Source organism: Undibacterium umbellatum (assembly GCF_014284125.1).
Lineage (GTDB): Bacteria > Pseudomonadota > Gammaproteobacteria > Burkholderiales > Burkholderiaceae_D > Undibacterium > Undibacterium umbellatum.
In genome coordinates, this window is the sequence record NZ_JACOFX010000001.1 from 1 (window position 1) to 16,252 (window position 16,252).

16 protein-coding genes are annotated in these 16,252 nt (G+C 47.4%); 4 read left to right on the forward strand and 12 right to left on the reverse strand.

Annotation, left to right across the window (positions count from 1 at the left end; translation table 11 throughout):
- Nucleotides 1-198: 198 nt before the first annotated feature.
- The 9 genes from H8L47_RS00005 to H8L47_RS00045 all read right to left on the reverse strand — a co-directional run bounded on the left by H8L47_RS00005 (nucleotide 199) and on the right by H8L47_RS00045 (nucleotide 8,164).
- On the reverse strand, nucleotides 199-525 hold the full coding sequence (locus tag H8L47_RS00005; protein ID WP_186951201.1) for a hypothetical protein: 327 nt from the start codon (nucleotides 523-525) through the stop codon (nucleotides 199-201).
- Between the two features lie 1,136 nt (nucleotides 526-1,661).
- Nucleotides 1,662-2,066 carry a phage baseplate assembly protein V gene (locus H8L47_RS00010; RefSeq protein WP_186951202.1) on the reverse strand — a complete coding sequence of 135 codons (405 nt, stop codon included), beginning with the start codon at nucleotides 2,064-2,066 and terminating at the stop codon, nucleotides 1,662-1,664.
- Between the two features lie 153 nt (nucleotides 2,067-2,219).
- The gene (locus H8L47_RS00015) at nucleotides 2,220-2,744 is read right to left on the reverse strand and encodes a hypothetical protein (RefSeq protein WP_186951203.1); all 525 of its coding nucleotides are present in this window, start codon (nucleotides 2,742-2,744) and stop codon (nucleotides 2,220-2,222) included.
- Nucleotides 2,745-2,853: 109 nt separating this feature from the next.
- On the reverse strand, nucleotides 2,854-3,162 hold the full coding sequence (locus H8L47_RS00020) for a hypothetical protein (protein ID WP_186951204.1): 309 nt from the start codon (nucleotides 3,160-3,162) through the stop codon (nucleotides 2,854-2,856).
- A 332-nt stretch (nucleotides 3,163-3,494) separates the two neighbouring features.
- Nucleotides 3,495-5,066 (reverse strand): nSTAND3 domain-containing NTPase, encoded by a 1,572-nt coding sequence (locus H8L47_RS00025; protein WP_186951205.1) that lies wholly within the window; start codon nucleotides 5,064-5,066, stop codon nucleotides 3,495-3,497.
- Nucleotides 5,039-5,938 (reverse strand): SIR2 family protein, encoded by a 900-nt coding sequence (locus tag H8L47_RS00030; protein WP_186951206.1) that lies wholly within the window; start codon nucleotides 5,936-5,938, stop codon nucleotides 5,039-5,041. The genes H8L47_RS00025 and H8L47_RS00030 overlap by 28 nt, the downstream gene beginning before the upstream one ends.
- Before the next feature lie 217 nt (nucleotides 5,939-6,155).
- Nucleotides 6,156-6,614, reverse strand: coding sequence for a phage virion morphogenesis protein (locus H8L47_RS00035; RefSeq protein WP_186951207.1), 459 nt, complete (start codon nucleotides 6,612-6,614; stop codon nucleotides 6,156-6,158).
- A 9-nt stretch (nucleotides 6,615-6,623) separates the two neighbouring features.
- Entirely contained in the window at nucleotides 6,624-7,100 is a 477-nt protein-coding gene (locus H8L47_RS00040) for a phage tail protein (RefSeq protein ID WP_186951208.1), read from the reverse strand.
- A 77-nt stretch (nucleotides 7,101-7,177) separates the two neighbouring features.
- Complete coding sequence (locus tag H8L47_RS00045) at nucleotides 7,178-8,164, reverse strand: lipase family protein (protein WP_186951209.1); 987 nt, start codon at nucleotides 8,162-8,164, stop codon at nucleotides 7,178-7,180.
- Between the two features lie 295 nt (nucleotides 8,165-8,459).
- On the opposite strand from H8L47_RS00045, the gene H8L47_RS00050 reads away from it, so the two are divergent.
- Nucleotides 8,460-10,205: a patatin-like phospholipase family protein gene (locus H8L47_RS00050; protein ID WP_186951210.1), complete on the forward strand. Its 1,746-nt coding sequence runs from the start codon at nucleotides 8,460-8,462 to the stop codon at nucleotides 10,203-10,205.
- 130 nt (nucleotides 10,206-10,335) lie between these two features.
- On the opposite strand, the gene H8L47_RS00055 is transcribed toward H8L47_RS00050, so the two are convergent.
- Nucleotides 10,336-10,569 carry a hypothetical protein gene (locus H8L47_RS00055; RefSeq protein WP_230413528.1) on the reverse strand — a complete coding sequence of 78 codons (234 nt, stop codon included), beginning with the start codon at nucleotides 10,567-10,569 and terminating at the stop codon, nucleotides 10,336-10,338.
- Between the two features lie 278 nt (nucleotides 10,570-10,847).
- The gene (locus H8L47_RS00060; protein ID WP_186951211.1) at nucleotides 10,848-11,144 is read right to left on the reverse strand and encodes a hypothetical protein; all 297 of its coding nucleotides are present in this window, start codon (nucleotides 11,142-11,144) and stop codon (nucleotides 10,848-10,850) included.
- Nucleotides 11,145-11,365: 221 nt separating this feature from the next.
- On the opposite strand from H8L47_RS00060, the gene H8L47_RS00065 reads away from it, so the two are divergent.
- The gene (locus H8L47_RS00065) at nucleotides 11,366-11,638 is read left to right on the forward strand and encodes a helix-turn-helix domain-containing protein (RefSeq protein WP_186951212.1); all 273 of its coding nucleotides are present in this window, start codon (nucleotides 11,366-11,368) and stop codon (nucleotides 11,636-11,638) included.
- Nucleotides 11,639-11,852: 214 nt separating this feature from the next.
- Here the strand turns inward: H8L47_RS00065 and H8L47_RS00070 are convergent, their stop codons facing one another.
- Entirely contained in the window at nucleotides 11,853-12,908 is a 1,056-nt protein-coding gene (locus H8L47_RS00070) for an AraC family transcriptional regulator (protein ID WP_186951213.1), read from the reverse strand.
- Nucleotides 12,909-13,020: 112 nt separating this feature from the next.
- On the opposite strand from H8L47_RS00070, the gene H8L47_RS00075 reads away from it, so the two are divergent.
- Both H8L47_RS00075 and H8L47_RS00080 read left to right on the forward strand, forming a co-directional pair.
- On the forward strand, nucleotides 13,021-14,631 hold the full coding sequence (locus H8L47_RS00075; protein ID WP_186951214.1) for an FAD-binding oxidoreductase: 1,611 nt from the start codon (nucleotides 13,021-13,023) through the stop codon (nucleotides 14,629-14,631).
- Entirely contained in the window at nucleotides 14,628-16,250 is a 1,623-nt protein-coding gene (locus tag H8L47_RS00080) for a glycerol-3-phosphate dehydrogenase/oxidase (RefSeq protein ID WP_186951215.1), read from the forward strand. The genes H8L47_RS00075 and H8L47_RS00080 overlap by 4 nt, the downstream gene beginning before the upstream one ends.
- Nucleotides 16,251-16,252 lie beyond the last annotated feature (2 nt).

A 16,252-nucleotide genomic window follows, 5' to 3' on the forward strand; every position in this document is an offset into this window, starting at 1 on the left:
ATCCAAGCATGACTGGGTGATCGGGTCGCCACTGTTGGATTGAGCGAGCGCAATATATATTTGTATAGCTTGCGGTGAAAGACCTTCCAAATTCATCCCAGAAAGATATTTTTCTTCGTCGGTCATTTCAATATATAAGAATGTAAAGCATGAGTGAAGTGGCTGGAGCCGCAATCCATCTGCAGCTTGAAGCGTTTGCTATCTTCCTTCCGGTAAATCCGGTGCATCCTCAGTAAGGCATAGCCATGATTGTGCATATTCTACAATACCGTCTTCTGTCTTACGCCTTTGAAATCCAGTGAGCATGAACCGGCCTTCATTCATCCATAGCAGGCGTGGTTCAAACAATGTCTCTTCATAGGCACCACGAGTGAATCGGGCCAGATGTACTAGGCGGTGCAATCCCTGGTCGGTGGATTCTGAGATCGTCAGCTCTCCCAGGTTGCCGTGATTGAACCTGTCAAATATCTGCTTATGGCGCAGAGCAATGCCTGCCCGTCGCATTTCAAGTAGATGTACTTTCATGATGCATGTACTGTATAAATAATCAGTATTATGCGCCATTCACATGCACATGCAAGCCTGTCGATATGTCAATGCATTGATGACAACCCATACCCGCACTTGCACCCAAGCAATTTTCCGCCATGAAAACCCGTTTCATCCCCCGGCGCGCAGACATCCCCCCACCACGCCTGCCCGCTAAATAGGTCGCTTTTGACTCAAATGTGCGTCACCAGTTAGGACCAAGCCCGGCTTACGTTTGCGGTCACCTGGATCGCCTCAAATGATGACGCATTTTGACGCAAAATTTCAGGAAATGCGCGTAGTGGAAGTCGCGGTTTTGAATTCGCGTTGAAGGTGGGATTTTGAGCGGGGCTAGGGAAAAGAGTAATTTAAGTAAGTCGAAAGAAAAAGATGGTCTAAGTATTTGATTTGTATAGGAATATTATCTTACAACTTTATGTAAGATTCTGTAATTCAAAAGGTAAGAAAAATCTAAGTGCTTGATATTAAAGGATATTTAAAAAGTGAAAACACACTCTTTAGATAGGTAATTAGCTTACTTCTTCATTACATAATTCTTACAGTTTGCTATTCTCTTGAAAGCCTTATGTATCAACGGTTTTCAGGCAATCAAAAATTAATCTTACTTAAATTACTCTTTTCCCGAGGGGTACTTTATTTTAGAACGATCATTTGTGCTTGCTTGAATATGTCCCAATGAGTGCAATGCTGGGCAGCAGATCTAGTGCCTGTCTTATGCTTGTAAATCATTTCCGCAAAGGGGTATTTCTGGCCTATTGCCTCATAGGGAAAACGGGTTTTATGGAGGAGGGGGCGGACGGAAACGATTTTTAGATACATGCTTGATTTGATGGATTTATGGGGAGAACTTGAAAACTGGCGAGGTGTTATAGCCTTCGTGAGTTCGAATCTCACAGCTTCCGCCAACGAATACGAAAAAGCCCTTGATAATCAAGGGCTTTTTTATTTGCGCTACGATTTTATCTTGTAGAAACGACCACGCCAAATATGAAAAATGGCACGAGTTGCGGAAACTACTTCCGCAACTCCCAGGTTTACCAGGTAGGCTTTACCTCTTCAACAAGCCTTCGATAAACCTGTTTCGTGACTTCCTGCTCAGTAACTTACTTGTATCACCAATACCTGCAATTCCCGTTACTGCTTTTTGCTGGCAAAGCGATGATGTAGTGATGCTCTGCGTGGTTGTAATCAGCCGTCGCGCCGTCTGGGTACTCGGTGCGGGTGTTGTCTGGGTTGGTGTCTCGTGCGGGGTTGTGATTGCTGGCAATGCCTGGCAAGACCACGCCGCACGCAAATTCACCAGAAGGCGAAAGCAAAACGCATTGCTCGCCAACAGTGGGCGGGTTCCATGTCTTTGTTTTGCCTGCCCGCGCCGTTGCCATGGGCAAGAAGCCGGTTTTGATATCGCCAATTTGCAGGCGCACTTGCGGTACGCGACCGTGCTTCACTTCGGCGATGGTGCCAAAGCGGACGAGATTTTGCAGGCGGCGGGAGAGGTCGGCAAGGGTGAATTCCATGCCGTCTATGGTGACGTGACCGGGCTAGCCAGTCACGCGGGGAGGGGTTGCTATGGGGTTTAGTAACTCAATGGCGTTTACGCGTGCGCGAGGGGTGTGAGATATTTTGATGCAACATGCGTACGAATACGCGGGGCGTCGTACCTACGCGGGCTAATTCTTTGGTTTCACATCATCGACAATTTCAAGCCTTGCGATATCGTTGCCGCAATGATGTATCCGTACATACAGGCCTTCTTTCATGGGGCCGCCGACAATAGAAGAAGTGTTAAAGCCTGCGGAGACATTGTGATTTGCGTAATAGAAATGCGCGTCTCCGACATCAAACGATTCGTCCGATTTTCTTTTTTCTTTAGGCGCTATCTTGAAATTTTCGACCCGTCCTTCTGCGAGTTTGCATTGACCATGTTCGTAGGCGGTGCGCAAGTCCTTGTAATCAGAGTAAGTGCTGTGGAATGAGGTAATAGTCCATATACAGGAAAACCCAAAATAGAAATAAAAAAACCAAGGTCTTTTCCCAGAAAGTTTGGTTTTTGATCCGGGTGGGGTTTTGCGCTTGTTGATGAAGTGAAAAAACAGTATCACTGCACCAATGGCAACAAAGATTAGCCCGAACGCTGGAAAAGTATAGGATTTATATCCGGCTTGTGTGATGTCGAAAACGACGGTTGAGGTCATGTTTATCCTGATGTGGCTGCCAATTTTCTTGGCTCAATGCCACATTGTATCAATATCAACACCAGACACAGGTTTTTGTCTGTGTCTGGCTGGCGTATTGCATCAGTGCCTAAGTTGCGCTGGCGATGGATAGCCCAGCAGGGCGCACCTGTCGACGTCTACAGCTTCGATGCAGCAGCATGGTGAGGGCGCTGTCGGTGACGCCCATGTCGGCGTTGATGCGGTCTAGCTCGGTTAAGGCGTCGCAGATGCTGGCGAGGTCGTCGAGCAGGGTGTCAAAGCCCATGGCTTTGAGGGCGTCGATTTGCAGGCCGCGCAGGCGTTCAAAGCTGGCGCGCAGGTCTTGCAGTTTGGAAAAGGCAAAAGAGGGTTGTGATGATGCAGCTATTGCAGACGCAATAGGGGTATGAGCAGCCATGATGGCCTCCTAGTGGTTTTTCGTTGAATTTCACCCCTGTTGAGAGGGTGGCCAGGTACTTCAACACCGCCACTAGACGGCCCGCAACTTTCCCCTTGCGGGTCTTGTATCGTTACGCGCTACCCGGCCATAGGTAAACCTATAGACGTAAAAAAACCACGACTTACGGGCGCGGGTGGTTGGCCGCTAGTGGAGGGGTGTGTTGAGCACCAGCGGCTAGGATAGCTTAGATATGGGTGGTTTGCGACAAATTAATAGTTCTAATTGAAACGCAGGCAACTAAACCAAATAACCGTTTTGATTTGCGAGTACTAAAGAAAAATCTTTTATTGCTATTTTGGGGTGTAGGACTCCAATTCCCTCAAGGTATCCGACATGGCTTTTTTGCAAAAAATCGTATGTTTATGTTCGCGAATTGACTGATTGGACTTTTCTATTCTTGTTAAGATGTCCCCACAAAACAAGGCGAAGTCTTTTATTTGTTTTTGATCGAATTTTTCGCCGTGAATCTTAACGAGATCGAGCACCAATGTTGCGACACGATAGGGATAATGCTTTCTTGTAGCACCCAACGCAACTTGATTCATTACGATGCTCTTAGCTTTAGAATAGTTTGAAAAAGTAGTTACGCTAAATGGCTCTTTTATTGCACGAATTAGTAGTAGGCGTGCATAGTGGTTGTCAATTTGAAAAGGATCGTAGTTTATTTCCTCAGCATGTTTATATGCGGATTGAAAGTATGTCTCAATTTCTGTAAGACTGTCCTCAAAGGAAAGGCGAGCAATGGCATATTGCAGCCAAAAATGTGGATTTTTTCTGACGAATGTTTTTGTCTGAATCGCTTCATAAAATCGAATTGTTGCCGGACGAAATCCGTTCTCAGGTATCATTTTCTGGAGAGTCGAAAAACTCATAATGCTCCGCATAAATTGTTCTGAGGTTGGTCTCTTGTATATACGGGATTCATAAATCTCATGAGCACTATCAAACATCTCAATGATGATGCCCACGACCTCTCCAGAGTTCGCTAGATTTTTTAGGTAATGCTCTGCAAGGGCCGATGACTTTAATTTAATTTGACCTGCAACGTCGCTCCAAATAAATTTCACGCTCTCTTTGTCAGTGTTGGTGAGATGCATCAGCGGTGAATTATTTAGCAAATCATCCAAGGTCTCTTTCAATACAAGAAGGCCACTTAGGTTCAAAATCATTGCTGCAACCACTAATCGTCTTACTTGTGGTGTGATATCTTCAAATAACCTATTAATCCTTTCAGACATTTGTGGAGCTGCATATAGGCGAAGGAGAACTTGGTGTAACTGATTATTGCATTCATTAGTTAGAAAATTCTGTTTTTGTTGATGCGAATGCGCAGAAAAATCTGACCAAAGACCGAATGAATCAATCATTCGAATTAGCTTTTGATTGTCGTCTTCGCCCAATCTATTTACGTCGATTTCTGTTATGTTTGTTGAATATAATCTTTTTTCAAGGCGATCTGCAAATGCATCGTGAACATACGAACGGCATGTGAGGATAAATTTGAAATTTTTCCCTTGTCGACGGACAGAAAAATGATCTATCAGATCTAAAAAGGGAATGTAATTATCAATAACAAGAGCGATGTTTCCACCTGCGTCTAGTAATTGTATAGCCTCTTTTCTAACTTCTTTTGTGTCAGCTGTCACGCGGAAAACACGCCAACCAAGAGCGGTCATGCGCAACGACAATTGCTCAGCTGCAATGGACTTTCCATTCCCTACGTCCGAAGTCAATATGACGTCATGCCCTGAAATTAATGCGTCTTCGGCGTGATTGAGTTGAGTCCTGTCAACTAGATAAAAACCATTTTCAGCGATTGAAGAGTTGTACCCGATTAAATTTGTTTGTATATTCCCAAACAAAAATAGTTTTTCAATGTCAGCATTAGTTGGAACTGCGATAGATGCAGTAACTTTGATTTCCTGAATTGATGCAAAGGTGGTTGCGGTGACGGTTTATACTTGCCCAATATTTCTGTGATTTCGTCAGCGAACTTTTGCACTCCGATTGGAAACAGTGTGCCAAACTCTGGGAGTATAAAGCTGTCGGAATCATTTTCCTGCAATGTTGGCGAACAAATAAAAACAGTCTTGTCTTTAATGTCAGCGGCATATACAAATCTTTGTATGTCGAGATCATACATTGAGTAGCCGACAAATATGACTGCCCTCGCCGAACTTAAGTCTTGATCGAAGATTCTTCTCCATAAAGACCCAGAAAAATGGTCACTAAAATAGCTAGCCAGAGTGAGTTTGAAATGCGAGGTAAGATCTGACGTGGTTAGCCGGTTGATAAAACCGTTGATGTGAACACAAACTTTTGAACTAGATAAGTATCTCTCTGGTGAGTCCTCTAATGTAACAGGTGTAAGAGATTTTCCATTTTCAATGGAACTTCGTTCGGCTAAATCATCGTAGTTTGTTGTGTAAATTCTTTGCCATTTTAGTGAGGCAATGGTGATATGGTGTGGTGCGGCTTGTTTTATTGTGAATGTCTCACGGCATAATGTTGAAAGTGCTGCTGCACCAAATTTCCGATAGTAAATTTGGGATGCGATCATTAAATTTTCATCTTTGCTTGGAACCTCGGCCAGTTTATAGAGATCACTTGCGAACTCTCGACCAGTTTTTGGTGATGAATTTAATAGATTTTTCGCTCCATATGAAAATCCAGAACCGAGAAACAGGACAGCGTTCCCGTCAATAGCATGTTTGATTGCATCTAAGATATTCATAATGCGAGCTTTCTTAAAATAGTTAGGCTGTAAGATGCTAATAATACAATGCTAAAAGGAAGTTTCATCTATATTCTAAGATTTTAACTTTATTTAGCAAATTTACATCGATTGAATACTGACATATAGTATTGGATGAATAGTGAATACTGAAGTTAGATATTGCTCGAAAACATCAAATGTGAGAACAAATATGGCTATCTCTGATTTTCGATAGTTATCTCTCTGTGAGTCGTGCGAACGTCGTTCGTTTGAAATTAATCATATCCGTTTTTAATAATCTCCTCTCTTCATACCCCACTTCAGACCCACCCGTCACAACCCTATCCCGTAGCCCATATTGATGCACCCGCGCAATACGGGCTACGCGGCCATAGAAGCCCACTTCCAGCCCGTTGCCGTCTGCCTTTGCCTTGAGGTGGGTGTTTGTGCGCAGCTTGTTGAACATGCTGGCTTTTTGCTTTTTGATGCGGCCTTGTTTGCCCCTGATGTTTTTGCGTTGCTTGCGGGGTGCGTAGGGGGTGCCGTCTGGGTTTTGTTGTGCCTGGATGCGGGTTTGTTGCTGGCGGCGCAGGTCTTGGGCTATTTGGCTGGTTAATTTGCGGCGGGCGGCGGGGTCCAGCCTGGCCAGGAGGGTGCTGGCCCATGTTTCTAGCGCGGTGAGGTCGTCTTGCATGGTGTTGCGCTATAGGGGTGGGATGGGCTGCACCTGCCACTCTGCGAGCAGGTTGGTGCCGTTGTAGAGTTGCCACCAGGGGGCGGCGTAGTCTGGGGTGGGGGTGACTTCGCCTGCGTGGGTGATGTCTAGCCGGGTGCCGGTTTGTTTGACGATGACGCGCTCTGTAAGGTCTATCTCCAGGCTGATGTCGACGCTGTTGTGGTTGTTGAAGTCAACCATGAAGCGTATGCCTTTGGCCTTGTCGTCGTTGCCGAGGAGGTCTGCCTGGTGGGTTGCAAGCCAATCTAACAAGGGGACGATGAGGGCGTCTTCTTCACCGCTGTAGTCGGTGACGATGATGTTGAGGACGTAGGCGTATTCAAACGAGCGTGAGGCGGTGCGGGTGGTGTGCAGGCTGTATTTCTTGTTCCTGCACTTCAATGAAGTATCTGAGTGGGAAAGAACGGCTTTCAGCTTGTTTGTTATGGTTGAATCAGCCTTCAAAATTGCGCAAGCTCTTGGTCATCAAGTGCTTGCGCATTTTTTTATACTCAAGTTTTTTGTGGGCGGCTTGTCTGCATCTAGGTAGAAGCACATGTCACTGGTGATAGTCCAAAGAAAGACAGATATGTGCTTTGGACATGTTGCGAGGCGACTTGGTCAAACCATTGTTCGATGAGCGGCTTGCTGGTATCTACTGGATTCAAGGTCTTTGATGTGTTCAACGCGATGCTGCCATTGGATTGATTTGTTTGCGCATAATATGAACCATAATGGAGTTCAGATATGTCAATGGAATCTGCAATGAGTCCAATCGCTTTCTGGAGTGTGACGGTCACTTTGCCGTAAGTGGTTTCTATGCTGCTGGCCTCTGGTGCTGGAGAGTAGAGCTGTTCGGCGGAGCGTAGGGAGTCCGATGCCATGGGGACGAGATCGATCTCGTTATAGTAGCGCCACGATGCCGGAAAACTTTTATCGTAGGCTTCTGCAAAAGCCTGGTTGCCAGCAGTTGGCGCTGCGAACGTCAACACGGGGAAGAGCGCAGGGGGCGTGAGTTTGTTTTGCTGTAATTGATACAGTAGCCAGGGCGCAAATACGGTGGCGAGGTTGCCGCCCAGGCTATGGCCGACGACGCCGATAGAGATGTCGTTGCCGATTGCATTTGCTGCCAGGTATTGATAGATCGTTTGCCCGGTTGCGCTAACGAGTTGGCTTAGGTCGTTGAGGCCGTCAGATGAGCCTTGCGAGATCATGGGTTGTGCATCGCTGGCAGGATATATCCAGGCAGTCTGTTTGTAGACGTTCAAATCTTGAACAAACCAGTTGTCAAAGGCTTGCCAACTGAAGTTGAGTAGTGATCCGCGTATGGCCACGACATATTGCGAGCTGCCGTTGTAGGCGATGAAGGCGATATTGCCATTGATATCGGTCGTGGCCACCCAGACGGCAGTCCAGCCATTGTTCAGGTTATTGAGTGTCGTGACAGGATCTGTGCAATATGCGGTTGCCGCAAGTGTCATGGCCAGGCCGGGATTAGGGGAGGATGGATTGCCTATGGTCGTGCTCATGCTGACTTTCTCCTAAAAATTGGGGCTGAGTGGCTTCGTAAGTTCTCGGGTGTATTGCTATTTCATTGAAATTTCAATTTGACAATTTAGTCGACAATGATTAAAAAGACAAACTTATTTCAATATTTGTATTCAGGTGTTTTTGCGGTTTTGCAGGCAAGCCGCACGCCAGCAGCAACACTGTGAGATAGTGTGGAACCTCTGCAATAATTAATAGTCTATTAAGCTTGTTGTTGAATTTCCTGCGGAGATGCCAGGCAGCGAACTCAAATTTTTAGTGAATCATGGAGTCTGGATGTTGAATATTTCCCCGATAAAAAATGCCGTCATTGGCTCTTCGATCTGGGCAACGATGTTTTTGTCAGGCTGTGCTACTTTGCAGCTTGACGAAAGAAATCCTCATATAAACTTGAAGGCGACTAGCGCAGATACCAGTGTGCCACGAGCGAATTATCCTTCCAGCTTGGGCTGTGCAAGCGCCGCTGTGGCTGAGAATGATCCCTGTCGTCATCCCATGTTTGTTGGCGTGGCGATCTCCGGGGGAGGTTTGCGGGCAGCAAATTTTGGCTTGGGAGTGATTGCGCAGTTGCGTAATTTTGGGCTGTTTGATGAAGTCACTGCGTTGTCCTCTGTGTCCGGTGGTTCTTTGACTGCCGCCGCGGTAAGCCTGAAACCACTTGAAAGCAAGGCCGATTTTGATGTAATGTCGGCCCAGCTTCGCAAGGATTATTTATCTTCCTGGGTCTACCGTTCGGCTAATCCTATTAATTTTGTGCCGACCCTGACTTCTGGCAAGAATGCGACCAGGATACTGGCAGATGTATTTGATGCCGGGATATACAAAGGTGCAGTCTATGGCGATTTGGGCGACCGCAAGCCAGGCAGGCCCTCTTTGTATATTAATAGTTCACATGCGCATCGCTTTATCGGGGCGGATACCTTGACGACCAGAGGATTGAATTCTTCTGAAGCAAGTTTGCAGGGCTTTACTTTCACTGACGCAGCGTTTAAGGAAATTGGTTCGGATTTGAAACAACTGCGTGTCGCAGATGCAGTTGCGGCTTCTGCTGCCTACCCAGGTTTGTTTGTGCCGCTGGCCTTGAAGAACTTTAACGCGGATAGCCAGCTTTATCATCATCCCAGTCCCAAGTTTTTGCATTTGTATGATGCCGGTTCATCAGATAATTTGGGTGTGGACGCCTTGATTCGTGCTTACTCGGAAATTTTGGTGGGTACCCAGGATTTGTCATGCTTGTTGATCTTGGTTGACGCGCATGTCAGTGACAGGGGCGATTTGAGCGGATCACTGGCAGATACGCGAAGCAGTATGATTGATTATGTCATCAGCCCTTCCATCTATCGGGCCTTTGATTCCTTGCTTGAACAACGCAGGGAAGGGCAGTTGGATGTTCTTGGCGTGCCTTTGGCAAGTGACCAGTCTTACAGATTTAATCCCAACGTCAATATACCTTTGAAGAATTATGCATACTCCGGGGCTGGAAAATTGATGGCACGCGGGCGTCATTTTGCTGAAGATGAGGTTCCTGCCCTGACTGTGGGTCGCTCGATTAATCATGCTAACTGTGCGGTGTGGCATATAGGTTTGGATCGCTTGCTGGAACTGACAAAAAAAGGCAGCCCACGTAAGCGCAATGCATTTTTGCAGCAGAGCAGTACAGATGAGTATCGTGATGAATCTCATCGCGATAACCAGCTCATCAAACTGGATAGATTTGTCAATTCGATCCAAACCAATTACAAGCTGGCCGTGAATGGCCCAGGACGTTGCGAAGAGATACCGATTCAAAATTCTCTTTTTGAGGCAGCCCGCGTTTTGATGACGATGGACAGTGATTCCGGCAACAAGCTGGTGACGTGGCTGAACGATAATCACCGGGAGAAGTTGTCTCAAAATATCAGTAATTTACTCGCACCCAAAGCAGTCCAGGATCAAGGTGATGTAGTGAAAGTGCCGCACTATTCAGTGCAAGAACCAACTTCTTCACACCCGCTGGCATCGTGGATCAATTGCAGTAAATAGCAGGCAAAAATTGTATCGCTGCACAGACAATTAATTCTGAGCACACGCTATAAATGAAAAGACCTGAGCTTGCTCAGGTCTTTGCATATTGAGGATCATATGGATGATTGCCTTGATGTGTTGTGCGATATCATGCAGCAATCTTGTGTTCAGCCCAGTGATAGTCTATAGCCGCACTTGGAACGCCGACAGAATTGGTGTTTTCTGACGACATGCTGATGTGGCGTATATATTCTCCTGCGGCTTGTCTTTGTCTCAGATTGTCAGCAAATTTGAGGGCGGCAATCATGTTGCCGGTATCAAATTCTCTGCAATGAGACATCTTTATTTGCTTGTGGATTTCTATCCAGAATACAGCAAACATGTTTACCTCCCTTCCTTGATATTAAAAAATAGCTTGGGGACTTCCCCTTGGCTTTTGCTTCTTCTTTTGACTAAGATGCACTTGAATAAACTTGATCAAATTTAGCTTGTGTCGTGACTTACTTGTGTTTCCGTGACCTTGTTGCTGGCCACGACCGCTTGCGCGGGTTTTACTGCTGGGTCTGTGCTTTTTTACAAAAGCAGCAGATGATTAAACAAAAAGCCCGGAGCTTTTTAGGGCATCCGGGCTTTTCAGCTTGAGGCGGGGAGGAGCTATTATTAATTTGCTCCTGCTACCTGAAGGGCCGACCTTCGGATGCGGTTGATTTGTTTAGGGTTAAACGTAAAATTAACTGGATTGGACTGCTCGTTACGGGTACTCACATGCTTGGCGACTGTGCGAATAATGCTATTGCTATCATGGCGTTTGGATGTTGTGCCAGACGCTGCCTTCAGAGTTGTTATTGCATCAAGATAATTCAATCCCGCCACTGCCTTGGCCGCCAATGCTGACAGCAAGTCCTGTGCTGTTAAGCACATGTCTTGTTGCAGTTGTGGGAGCCAGGTGGATTTCACGTATTGTTCCTAAATAAAAAATGTTTAAAAAGTCTTGCCAAATTCGATGAATTGATCTTGCCACAGCTTTCAGAAAAAATCCAGCATGGCGTGGAGAAAATAGAATGTTTCATGTTGTTTTTATGCGGTGACCGCAAAAAATGCTTATATCCTGTATCATCGCAGCCGTTGATTGAAGTTCAATCACGCTTACTACAAACCCAGTAACAATAATTTTCCCCATGTCCGGACACAAAATAAAAGCCGAGCTCAGAATCCGTGAGTTGATGGTTGAGCATAAGATCCGTTCGGTTTCTGCCTTGCACCGCCTGCTGATCGCAAGACGGGTAACTGTCTCGCATTCTCAATTATTACGTATCGTCGATAACAAGGCAGAACACTGGAAGGTCGAATTCATAGAAGCCTTTGCTGAGCTGTTTAATTGTTCGGTGCAAGATTTGTTTCGCTTTGAAAGCACCCCAGTCACTGAAGCTGCGGCTGATGCGCCTGCATGAGCGCAAGCGCATAAAGCTTATATTGCGGGTTTGATGTATATCAAATAGCAATTCATGCAGCCGTCATAATTTTGAGTTATATTATGCCTAGCTGCTGTACATACAACCGATATGTATGACGGTAGTGAGGTGTGCTTGGTTCGCATTTAAGCGGACAAGCCACCGTCCGGAATTTATAAAATGCGGGAGCCGTGTAAATGGCCCCCGCATTTTTTCATTTGCGTGAGAAATGTTTTTCCCGGTATGCACCTGGACTTGCGCCTGTCCATTCCTTGAAGGCATGATTGAAAGCACTTTGTTCCTGATAGCCAAGCAGGAAGGCGATGTCCGCCAGGCTGAAACCGGTCTTCTGCAGGTAATCGATGGCAGTGTCCTTTCTGGTTTGATCCAGAATTTGCTGGAAGCTGATGCCAGCCTCGCTCAATTTGCGCTGCAAGGTGCGCTGACTCAGTAATAATTCTTGTGCTATCAGGGGTAATCTAGCCTGGTCTTGCGCCATATTATTGCTGATAGCAGCCCTGACCTGCGCAACGATGCCGCCATCTTGCTGGGCCTGCTGCTTTTGTTTGAGTAGTTGTTCGGCGTGGCGCTGCAAAACCGGGTACATGCTGACATCGGCATTGGGCACAGGCCAACTCAGTAAGGAAGTAGGGAAGCGGGCGCAGTTGATAGTTGCATCAAAATATACTTCAGCACCAAACAGACGCTGATGTTCTCCCAAATCTTCTGGTGACGCATGCCTGAAATGAACCGGAGCGTCAGGCAAGATAGTGCCAGCAAACCAGTTGCCAAATACGCGTATGCCAGCGAACACGCTTTCTACCAGATGCCTGCTGGCTTGCGGATAATGGCTATGCCACTGGTATTCTGTCGCTACATCATCGACTACCAGTGCCGAGCGCCCCAGATCATGTGCCAGCCCCTCATAACGCATGGTTTGCTGGAAGGCCTGCTCAAAATCCTTGCAGCTCATGAGTATCATGCCATACACATTGTAGGTGCCGAGCTTTACTCTTTCGCCTACATGCAAGCCAAAATGCGGGTCTTTGCTCAACTCTGCGCCGGCATCTAGCAAACGTATATAGTCTGCAGCTGCTATGCTTTCTTGCAACGTGCTCAGCGCATCTTCAGCCATGCCTGCCATGGTTGCTAATGTACGCAAATCCAAACCACATTCATTCGCCAGTTCAAGCAAGGGTTGCAGGTAGGCGGCAGCAACCCGTCCGGCGGCACGGTTGCCTGCGACTGAACCTGTATGTGAATTTGGCATATTAAAACAAGAACCTTGTCATGAAAGCGCAATACCTGGAGGTGACACTTGATTAAGCTACAAGTCAATTTGTGAGTATATCAAGCTCGGGTTAAATTCAGGGATAGAAAAAATGCGACGTTGGAATGGTTGGGGCGATGACAGTATTACTTATGCGATCAATGCAGATGCCATGAGTTTTTTGCAGGAACGAATAGGACAGGGCATACCACAAACTGATGCCGGGCTGGATCAGGTCTGTCAGCAGGTGCCAGCCAGCCGCTTGCCATCTCATCCTTTGATAGACACAGACGCTTTGGGACGTGTGAGGCACAGCCTGGGGCAGAGTCTGCCAGACTGGCTCAAAATGCGCTTTGGCAAGATCAGCCATTTCCCTGATGGTGTGGCTTATCCTGAAAGTGCTGAAGATGTGCGCAGCTTGCTGGATTTCGCCACATTGCACAACATCGCTCTGATACCTTATGGTGGCGGCACCAGCGTGGTTGGGCATCTGGCTGTTACTGAGAGTGTGCAACCGGTTTTGTCAGTCGATATGTCACGCATGTCGCAACTGATAAACCTGGACAAGGAGTCGCAACTGGCGACTTTTGGTGCTGGTGTCTTTGGCCCAGACCTGGAAGCACAATTGCGTGCACACGGCTATACGTTGGGGCATTTCCCGCAATCTTTCGAATATTCGACGCTGGGCGGCTGGGTGGTTACGCGCTCTTCAGGCCAGCAGTCATTGCGGTATGGCAGGATAGAGCAATTGCTGGCAGGGGCGAGAGTAGAGACTCCCGCTGGGCGATTCGATATAAAGACTTTTCCCGCCTCCGCTGCCGGGCTGGACTTGCGGGAAATGCTGTTGGGTTCGGAAGGGCGCTTGGGCATACTGACGGAAGTGACGGTGCGTATTACACCTTTGCCGGCACTTGAGGAATTTCATGCCGTGTTTTTCCCTGATTGGGATGCGGCGCAAACCGCGGTCAGAACTATCGTCCAAACCAAGCCAGGTCTATCTATGTTGCGCTTGTCAAATGCAACCGAAACCTTGACTAGCCTGACGCTGGCAGGACACAAGAAGCTGATAGGCTTACTGGAATCCTATCTACGCTTGCGTGCTTGTGATGAAGCTAAGTGCGTATTGCTCATTGGTGCCAGTGGCGAAAAGTCCCAGGTGAGCCATGCAATCAGATCTGCATTGAAAATTGCAGGTCAACATAGCGGTGTTCATGTAGGTAAGACCATGGGCGAGAAATGGAAGCAGGGGCGGTTCAGGAATGTGTATCTGCGCAATAGCGCCTGGCGGCAAGGTTATGCCATAGATACCGTAGAGACAGCCTGCGACTGGCCCAGGGTCAAGACCATGATGCTGAATATGGAGCAAGCCGGGCGGGATGCCATGGCAACAGAAAATGAACAGGTGCACGCTTATACGCATTTGTCCCATTTGTATGGTCAAGGTGCCAGTGTGTATTCGACTTTTGTGTATCGCCTGACTGGTGATTATGAGCAAGACCATGCGCGTTGGCGTAGGCTTAAGTCCGCAGTGTCTGCTGCCATCGTCGCTAATGGCGGCACCATCAGCCACCAGCATGGAGTGGGGAGTGACCATGCAGCTTACCTGGAGTCAGAAAAAGGCAGTTTGGGAATATCCGGCATGCGTCATCTGTTCAAGCATTTCGACCCGCAAGGCATCATGAATCCGGGCAAGTTGTTGCCTGTAGAAGTTGTAACGCGATGAAAAAAAACAGATCACGTGCCGACTCGCTCAATGAATTAGCCAATCATGAGCAAAACTGGGACATCATCGTCATTGGAGGCGGGATTACCGGTGCAGGCATATTGCTGGAAGCTGCACGACGCGGTTTAAACGCTTTGCTGGTCGAGCAAAAAGATTTTGCATGGGGAACATCGAGTCGTTCATCCAAACTTGTGCATGGTGGTTTGCGCTATATTAAAGAGGGTAAATTTCTCCTGACGCGGGATTCGGTACGCGAAAGGCAGCAATTGATGCGCGCTGCGGCAGGCTTGGTAGAACCGCAGAGTTTTGCATTTGCCGACTATCAGGGCCGCAAGCCCGGGCGCTGGATGTTTGCTATCGGCTTAGTCATCTATGATTTTCTGGCTGGTTTGCGCGGCAAGCATTATTTTTCGGCGCAGGACTTTCACATGCTGGCACCTCATATAGCTGCGGCTGATTTGAAAGGCGGTTCTTGCTATCAGGATGCCAAGACTGATGATGCCCGTTTGGTGCTCAGGGTTTTGCAGGAAGCGCGTGCTGCTGGTGCGACCGCCTTGAATTATCTTGCGGTAAAAAGTGTCACGTATGAAAATGAGCTGGCCAGTGGCGTGGTCTTGCAAGATGCTTTGAGCAAGCAAGAGTATCAAGTTAATGCGAAAGTCATCATCAGTGCAACCGGTGCCTGGGCTGATGCGCTACGCCAGCAACAAGGGGCAAGTGCGAGATTGCGTCCCTTGCGTGGCAGCCATTTGCTATTGCCTGCCTGGCGCTTGCCAGTGGCGCAGGCTGTAAGCCTCATGCACCCCCGTGATGGGCGACCTGTCTTTGTTTACCCTTGGGAGGGCGTCAGCCTTGTGGGCACCACAGATGTAGATCATGGTGCTGACATGCAGCAAGAGACCGCTATCACTGCGTACGAAGTTGCTTACCTGATGGAGGCCATGGATTTCCAATTCCCGCAATTGCAACTCAAGCTGGACGACATCATTGCCAGCTATGCAGGCATACGACCTGTAATTGATACAGGCAAGGCTGATCCATCCAAGGAAGGGCGTGATCATGCCATCTGGCTGGATAAAGGTTTGCTGACAGTCACAGGCGGTAAGTTGACGACTTTCAGACTCATAGCGCAAGATGCATTTAAGCACATCAATCATTTATTTCCTGATCATCAGGCTGATCATGAAGCTGATAGCTTGTTTACCCGCCCTTCAGATTTATCGAATGTAAAGCAACTAAGTCATACGCAGAAGTCGCGACTACAAGGCCACTATGGTGAGTCTGCTGCTGAAATTGTCCAGATAGCCCAAGATGGTGAACTGGATTACATACCAGGAACGCTGACCATGTGGGTAGAATTGCGCTGGGCGGCACTATTTGAAGAGGTTGAGCATCTGGAAGACTTGATGTTACGCAGAACCAGACTGGGGTTATTACTTCGCAATGGTGGCCTGGCATTGCTACCTCGCATTCGTGCTATCTGCCAGCCTGAACTAAAATGGGATGATGAGCGATGGGAGTACGAACAAGCAGCTTATCTGCGATTGTGGAACAGGTATTATTCTTTGCCAGACAGGGAAAACATTCCTGATTGGCGAAATCAGCGGCAGCCTATATAAAA

Bases quoted from the DNA above. Each gene is read 5' to 3' on its own strand.
- H8L47_RS00050 (WP_186951210.1), top strand. From the start codon at position 8,460: ATGTTGAATATTTCCCCGATAAAAAATGCCGTCATTGGCTCTTCGATC.
- H8L47_RS00070 (WP_186951213.1), bottom strand. From the start codon at position 12,908: ATGCCAAATTCACATACAGGTTCAGTCGCAGGCAACCGTGCCGCCGGA.
- H8L47_RS00010 (WP_186951202.1), bottom strand. From the start codon at position 2,066: ATGGAATTCACCCTTGCCGACCTCTCCCGCCGCCTGCAAAATCTCGTC.
- H8L47_RS00035 (WP_186951207.1), bottom strand. From the start codon at position 6,614: ATGCAAGACGACCTCACCGCGCTAGAAACATGGGCCAGCACCCTCCTG.
- H8L47_RS00020 (WP_186951204.1), bottom strand. From the start codon at position 3,162: ATGGCTGCTCATACCCCTATTGCGTCTGCAATAGCTGCATCATCACAA.
- H8L47_RS00080 (WP_186951215.1), top strand. From the start codon at position 14,628: ATGAAAAAAAACAGATCACGTGCCGACTCGCTCAATGAATTAGCCAAT.
- H8L47_RS00045 (WP_186951209.1), bottom strand. From the start codon at position 8,164: ATGAGCACGACCATAGGCAATCCATCCTCCCCTAATCCCGGCCTGGCC.
- H8L47_RS00075 (WP_186951214.1), top strand. From the start codon at position 13,021: ATGCGACGTTGGAATGGTTGGGGCGATGACAGTATTACTTATGCGATC.
- H8L47_RS00015 (WP_186951203.1), bottom strand. From the start codon at position 2,744: ATGACCTCAACCGTCGTTTTCGACATCACACAAGCCGGATATAAATCC.
- H8L47_RS00005 (WP_186951201.1), bottom strand. From the start codon at position 525: ATGAAAGTACATCTACTTGAAATGCGACGGGCAGGCATTGCTCTGCGC.
- H8L47_RS00065 (WP_186951212.1), top strand. From the start codon at position 11,366: ATGTCCGGACACAAAATAAAAGCCGAGCTCAGAATCCGTGAGTTGATG.
- H8L47_RS00030 (WP_186951206.1), bottom strand. From the start codon at position 5,938: ATGAATATCTTAGATGCAATCAAACATGCTATTGACGGGAACGCTGTC.
- H8L47_RS00055 (WP_230413528.1), bottom strand. From the start codon at position 10,569: ATGTTTGCTGTATTCTGGATAGAAATCCACAAGCAAATAAAGATGTCT.